A 6,024-nucleotide genomic window follows, 5' to 3' on the forward strand; every position below is an offset into this window, starting at 1 on the left:
CTGCGGTTCCGGAGGCGCTAGGGATGGCCAAGGGCAACAACGTCTACAAGGACGCCTACAACCGCTGCCTCGGCCTGCTCGAAGCCGCCGGCAGCCTTCCTTCCGAACCCGAACTGGGCGCGACGCTGGGCGTCAGCCGCACCACGGTCCGCTCGGTTCTGGCGCGCATGGCCGAAACCGGGCTGATCGCCTGGAACAAGCGCGACAAGAAGGCGCTGCGCAAGCCGTGCCCGGACGACTTCTTTCCGGTGGCGGAGACCGACTCGCCTTCCGAGATCATCGAACGCTCCTTCGTGCGCCGCCTACTCGGCGCCGGCGCCGAAGCCGGAACGCAGATCAACGAACTGGAACTGGCGCGCGAGCTCGGCGTCGGCACCACGAGCGTGCGCGAATTTCTGATCCGCTTCAGCCGCTTCGGACTGATCGAGAAGCGCCGGAACAGCCACTGGGTGCTCAAGGGTTTCACCCGCGACTTCGCGCTGGAGCTGACGGAAATCCGCGAGATGTTCGAACTGCGTTCGGCCGCCGCCTTCGCCGCCTTGCCGCAGGACGATCCGGCATGGGCCGAACTCGACAGGCTGGAAAGCGAACACCACGCGCTTGCCCGCGCCATCGCCACCCGCTTCAACGAATTCTCCGAGCTGGACGAGCGCTTCCACCGGCTCATCCACCGCGCTTCGCTGAACCGCTTCATCGTCGACTTCTACGACGTCATCGCCATGATCTTTCACTACCACTACCAATGGAACAAGGCCGACGAGCGCCAGCGCAACGAGACCGCCTTGCAGGAACATCTCGCCTACATCGCGGCCCTCAGGTCTCGCGACCCGGCCAAGGTCGACGCTGCCTGCCGCCGGCACCTGAATTCGGCGCGCCAGACGCTGCTGATCTCCATGCCCGAGACGGCCGGCGATGCGGAAATTCCCGCAGAATAATACGGCTTGCATGCGCTGGAACAAACTTCCGGCAACCGGGATCGTGTAGACAGGATCCGGACAGTGCCCGCGCAGGATGCCGCAGCCGCCTTTTGGCGATTTCGCGGCACGCATCGGCGTGATAGGTCTTGGACAAGGAAGCGGGAGACGAACGTGACCGCGATGAGGCGCAGACGATTGAGCATGACGGTGGCGTTCGTCGCTGCCTATGTGCTCGTCCTGCAATCGTTGCTCGCAACCTTCGCGCTTGGCGCCGACAGTGCCGCCGCACAGCTCGATGCCTTCGGCAACGTCATCTGCACCCATGCCGGCGCGGCCGAACAGCCTTCGGGCGATCCGCAAAACCACCAGCCGTCCTGCTGCACGCTTGGCTGTGCCCTGTCGTCGCTGGGCTTGGGTGCGCCGCCCGACACCGCCGTCGCGCTGGAAACGGCTTTTGCCGAAACGGCCGTCGTTACTCCGGCGACAGTGGAGCGGCCTCTTTTCAGCCGCCACCGCTGGCAGGCCAATCCGCGCGCGCCACCGCTTCTCGCCTGAGCGCGCATCCGCGCCGGAACATCTTCCCGTCAATCTCATCCAAATCATCAGTCGCCGTGGCCGCAGGCCCGGCACGGCATCGACCTCATGGAGACCCCATGTCGAACTTCCATATCTTCCGGCCGACCGGCCGAACCGCCGCAGCTGCCCTGGTCGCTGCCCTCCTCGTCTGCGGCCCTGCCCTGGCGCACGAATTCAAGCTGGGCGATCTCGAGATCGGCCATCCCTGGTCGCGCGCAACGCCACCCGGCGCCAAGGTGGCCGGCGGCTATTTCACCGTCACCAACCACGGCGGCGCAGCCGACCGGCTGGTGTCCGTCACCTCCGACATCTCGGCCAAGGCCGAGGTGCATGAAATGGCCGTCAAGGACGGCGTCATGACCATGCGCCCGGTCGAAGGCGGGCTGGAAATCCCCGCCGGTGGCAAGCTGGAGCTGAAGCCCAACGGCTATCACCTGATGCTGATGGGCCTGAAACGCCCGGCCAAGGAAGGCGAAAGCTTTCCCGCCACGCTGACGTTCGAGAAGGCCGGCAGTGTCACGGTCGAGTTCCAGGTCGAAGGCATGAATGCCGGCGGCGGCATGGAGATGGACCATGACTAAGCATCGCCTCCTCACCTGCGCCACGGCACTGTTCCTCACCACCGGCACGGCGCTCGCCCATGTCACGCTCGAAACCGGGGAAGCGGCCGTCGGTTCCACATATAAGGCGGTGCTGCGCGTGCCGCACGGATGCGAAGGCAAGGCCACGACTGCCGTGCGCGTGAAACTGCCGGAAGGCTTCATCGCCGCCAAGCCGATGCCCAAAGCCGGGTGGGAGCTGAGGACGGTGAAGGGCAAATACGCCAAGAGCTACGAGCTGTGGGGCGAGAAGGTCACCGAGGGCGTGCAGGAAGTCGACTGGACCGGCGGCAACCTGCCGGACGCCTACTATGACGAGTTCGTCCTGCGCGGCACCTTCGCGGGCGATCTCGTTGCCGGCGAAACGGCCTACTTCCCGGTGGTGCAGGAATGCGAAGGCGGCACGGTCGAACGCTGGATCCAGATCCCGCAGGCAGGCCAGAGCGAGGACGACCTCGAAACGCCGGCGCCGGGCGTCAAGCTGCTGCCGAAGAAGTGAGCGCATGCCGATGACGAAGCATCGGCTTGTCGGTGGGGCTGGCGGCGTTTTCGCCAGCCTCCTCCTCGCCTTCCTGCTGTGGCTCGCCCTGCCGGCCGTTGCCTTCGCCCATGCGGCGTTGATTTCCGCCGAGCCGGCCGACAACGCGATCCTCGCCGAAAGTCCGGTGCGTTTCACGCTCACCTTCAACGAGCCGGTTTCACCGCTCAAGCTGACGCTGGTCCGCCCCGACGGCACCCCGGTCGGGCTTTCGGATTTCCATGTCGACGGCGGGACCGTCGCCATCGATGCGCCGGGCAGGCTCGGGCAAGGCACACATGTGCTGAGCTGGCGCGTCGTGTCGGCGGACGGGCATCCCGTCGCCGGCTCGCTGCTGTTCTCCGTCGGCGCGCCGAGCGCCGCGCCCCCGGCAACCGAACCGATCGACTGGCCGCTCGATATCGCCATCTGGATCGGCAAGGTCGCGCTCTATGCCGGGCTGTTCCTCGGCATCGGCGGCGCCTTCGCGCTGGCCTGGATGGCGCGCGGCCGCGACGGCTTCCACGCCACCGCTCTGTTCCTCATTGCCGGCCTTGCCGCCGCGCCACTGTCGCTCGGCCTGCAAGGGCTCGACGCGCTCGGCGCACCTCTGGCCCGCTTCGCCGATCCGGCCGTCTGGCAGGCAGCGCAGTCAACCAGCTTCGCCTGGACCGTCCTGGCCGCCATCGCCGCGCTCGGCCTCGGCCTCCTGTCGCTCGTCCTGCCCGGCCGCCGGCTCCTCTCGCTTGCCGCCCTGGCCGGCACCGGGATCGCCCTTGCGGCCAGCGGCCATGCAAGTGCCGCCGAGCCGCAATGGCTCACGCGGCCGCTGGTTTTCCTGCACGGCGCCGCCATCGCCTTCTGGGCCGGGGCGCTGCCGCCGCTGGGCCTCGCGCTGAAACGGCGGAAAGCCGATGCACCGGCCTTCCTCGCCCGCTTCTCGCGCACAATCCTGCCCGTCGTCGCCGTCCTGGTTCTCTCCGGCACCGTGCTGGCCATCGTCCAGGTGCAGGAGCCGAGTGCCCTGCTGTCGACCGCCTACGGCCGCCTGCTGACGGCCAAGCTTGCGCTGCTCATCGTCCTGTTCGGCCTCGCAGCATTCAATCGCTGGCGGCTGACCGCCCCGGCTGAAGCCGGCGAAGGGCGCGCGTCCGCGCGGCTCGCCCGCTCCATTGCAATCGAAATCGCCCTCGTCGTCGCCATTTTCGGCATCGCCGCCGGCTGGCGCTTCACGCCGCCGCCGCGCGCCCTGGCGATTGCCGCCGCAGAACCCGCCGCGATGCACATCCACACCGAAAAGGCGATGGCCGACCTGTCCGTTACACCCGGCCATGCCGGCCCCGTCTCCGCGTCCATCACCATCATGACCGGCGATTTCGGCCCGCTCGACGCCAAGGCGGTGACGCTGGTCCTGTCCAAGCCCGATTCCGGCATCGAGCCGCTGAAGCGCGACGCGACGAAGCCGGGCGACGGAACGTGGCGCGTCGATGGTCTCGTCATCCCCGTCGCCGGCCGCTGGAGCGCCCGCCTCGATATCCTCGTTTCCGACTTCGATATGGTGCAGATCGAGGCGCCGATCGACATCCGGCCGCAATAACTGGCTCCAAGTCGATTGAAGTGCTAGCTGCGCACATGCCATCATCATGGCCTCCGAGCATTCGCCGCAGTTGAAGGACGCACCAATGGAAAAAGCCGAAATCGGCCTGATCGGCCTTGGCACGATGGGCTCCAACCTGGCGCTCAACATCGCCGAGAAGGGCCACCGCATCGCCGTCTTCAACCGCACCGTCTCGCGCGTCGACGAGTTCAAGGCCAATGCCGGGGAATTGGCCGACCGCATCGTGCCCTGCCACAGCCTGGCCGAACTCGCTGAGGCCATCCGCCCGCCGCGCCCGGTCATCATCATGGTGTTGGCCGGCAAGCCGGTGGACGAGCAGATCGCCGCACTTCGTGGCGAATTGGAAGCCAACGACATCCTCATCGACGCCGGCAACGCCAACTTCCACGACACGGTGCGCCGCTTCCGCGAACTGGAAGGCTCCGGCCTCACCTTCATCGGCATGGGCGTGTCCGGCGGCGAGGAAGGCGCGCGCCACGGCCCTTCCATCATGGTCGGCGGCACCGAGGAAAGCTGGAAGCGCGTGGAAGGCGTGCTCACCGCCATTTCCGCCAAGTTCAAGGGCGAGCCCTGCGCCGCATGGCTGGGGCCGGACGGCGCCGGCCATTTCGTCAAAACCATCCACAACGGCATCGAATATGCCGACATGCAGATGATCGCCGAGATCTACGGCATATTGCGCGACGGCTTGAGCATGGGTGCGAAGGAGATCGCGCCGGTGTTCGGGACCTGGAACAAGGGCCGGCTGAACTCCTACCTGATCGAGATCACCGCCAAGGTGCTGGCCGCCGACGACGCGAAGACCGGCAAGCCGGTGGTCGACGTCATCCTCGACCGCGCCGGCCAGAAGGGCACCGGCAAATGGTCGGTCATCGAGGCGCAGCAGCTCGGCATTCCCGCCACGGCCATCGAGGCGGCGGTGGCTGCGCGCGTGTTGTCCTCGCTGAAGGACGAGCGACAGGCCGCCGAAAAAGCCTATGGCGCGCTCGCCGTGGAGAAAATCGATGCGCCGAGGGACGCGCTGCTGAAGGACCTCGAACTCGCCCTGTTCGCCGGCAAGATCGCCGCCTATGCGCAGGGCTTCGCGGTGATGGCAGGCGCCTCGAATGAATTCGGCTGGAAACTGCCGATGCCGACGATCGCGAAAATCTGGCGTGCCGGCTGCATCATTCGCTCGGAAATGCTCGATACGATGGCCGAGGCTTTTTCCAGCGGCGGCGCGGAGAAGAACCTGCTGATGGCGCCGGCCTTCGTCACGCTGATGAAGGGGGCACATCCCTCGCTGCGCCGCATCGTCGCCCGCGCGGCAGAGGCCGGCCTGCCGGTGCCGGCGCTGTCTTCCGCGCTCGGCTACTTCGACGCCTACCGGCAGGGCCGAGGCACCTCCAACCTCATCCAGGGCCAGCGCGACTTCTTCGGCGCCCACGGCTTCGAACGGATCGGCGAGCAAGGCGCGTTCCACGGGCCGTGGAACAGTGCCGACTGATCCCTCCTCCTTGAGGAGGTGAGGAAGCGGAACCCGCGAACGTCGTGCTCTGCGAGTATCGAGGCATCGCGCAGTTCCACATGGCGCCGGCCCAACAAGACTTGGGTTCCTCGCCCCTTTTAGGGGAGAGGTGGCTCGGCGAAGCCGAGACGGAGAGGGGTTCTCCAGCGCAAACTTCTTCATTGCCACGCCCGGAATCTCTTCCGTCTGGCCATTGTCAAAGAACAGACCTCGGTGAGTTGAGGTCGGGAAGACGGCGGTCGTCGAAACGCTGCCGAATGTTTGGTAACTGCGATCCGAAGACCGCCGCC

6 protein-coding genes are annotated in these 6,024 nt (G+C 66.8%); all 6 read left to right on the forward strand.

Features of this window, described 5'->3' with window-relative positions; genetic code table 11:
• Positions 1-23 precede the first annotated feature (23 nt).
• The 6 genes from E6C48_RS20160 to gndA all read left to right on the forward strand — a co-directional run bounded on the left by E6C48_RS20160 (position 24) and on the right by gndA (position 5,713).
• Positions 24-935 carry a GntR family transcriptional regulator gene (locus tag E6C48_RS20160; RefSeq protein ID WP_136359981.1) on the forward strand — a complete coding sequence of 304 codons (912 nt, stop codon included), beginning with the start codon at positions 24-26 and terminating at the stop codon, positions 933-935.
• Positions 936-1,097: 162 nt separating this feature from the next.
• Entirely contained in the window at positions 1,098-1,472 is a 375-nt protein-coding gene (locus E6C48_RS20165) for a DUF2946 family protein (protein ID WP_230978885.1), read from the forward strand.
• A gap of 98 nt (positions 1,473-1,570) precedes the next feature.
• The gene (locus tag E6C48_RS20170) at positions 1,571-2,074 is read left to right on the forward strand and encodes a copper chaperone PCu(A)C (RefSeq protein WP_136359982.1); all 504 of its coding nucleotides are present in this window, start codon (positions 1,571-1,573) and stop codon (positions 2,072-2,074) included.
• Positions 2,067-2,591, forward strand: a complete 525-nt coding sequence (locus E6C48_RS20175) for a YcnI family copper-binding membrane protein (RefSeq protein WP_136359983.1) — start codon at positions 2,067-2,069, stop codon at positions 2,589-2,591. The genes E6C48_RS20170 and E6C48_RS20175 overlap by 8 nt, the downstream gene beginning before the upstream one ends.
• A gap of 10 nt (positions 2,592-2,601) precedes the next feature.
• The gene (locus tag E6C48_RS20180) at positions 2,602-4,206 is read left to right on the forward strand and encodes a copper resistance CopC/CopD family protein (RefSeq protein ID WP_136359990.1); all 1,605 of its coding nucleotides are present in this window, start codon (positions 2,602-2,604) and stop codon (positions 4,204-4,206) included.
• Between the two features lie 85 nt (positions 4,207-4,291).
• Positions 4,292-5,713, forward strand: a complete 1,422-nt coding sequence (gene gndA / locus E6C48_RS20185) for an NADP-dependent phosphogluconate dehydrogenase (protein WP_136359984.1) — start codon at positions 4,292-4,294, stop codon at positions 5,711-5,713.
• Positions 5,714-6,024: the final 311 nt, after the last annotated feature.

The sequence above is a fragment of the Ollibium composti genome (assembly GCF_004801285.1).
GTDB lineage: Bacteria > Pseudomonadota > Alphaproteobacteria > Rhizobiales > Rhizobiaceae > Mesorhizobium > Mesorhizobium composti.

Coding starts and splice junctions, on each gene's coding strand:
- E6C48_RS20160 (WP_136359981.1), top strand. CDS start 24: ATGGCCAAGGGCAACAACGTCTACAAGGACGCCTACAACCGCTGCCTC.
- E6C48_RS20165 (WP_230978885.1), top strand. CDS start 1,098: ATGAGGCGCAGACGATTGAGCATGACGGTGGCGTTCGTCGCTGCCTAT.
- E6C48_RS20170 (WP_136359982.1), top strand. CDS start 1,571: ATGTCGAACTTCCATATCTTCCGGCCGACCGGCCGAACCGCCGCAGCT.
- E6C48_RS20175 (WP_136359983.1), top strand. CDS start 2,067: ATGACTAAGCATCGCCTCCTCACCTGCGCCACGGCACTGTTCCTCACC.
- E6C48_RS20180 (WP_136359990.1), top strand. CDS start 2,602: ATGACGAAGCATCGGCTTGTCGGTGGGGCTGGCGGCGTTTTCGCCAGC.
- gndA (WP_136359984.1), top strand. CDS start 4,292: ATGGAAAAAGCCGAAATCGGCCTGATCGGCCTTGGCACGATGGGCTCC.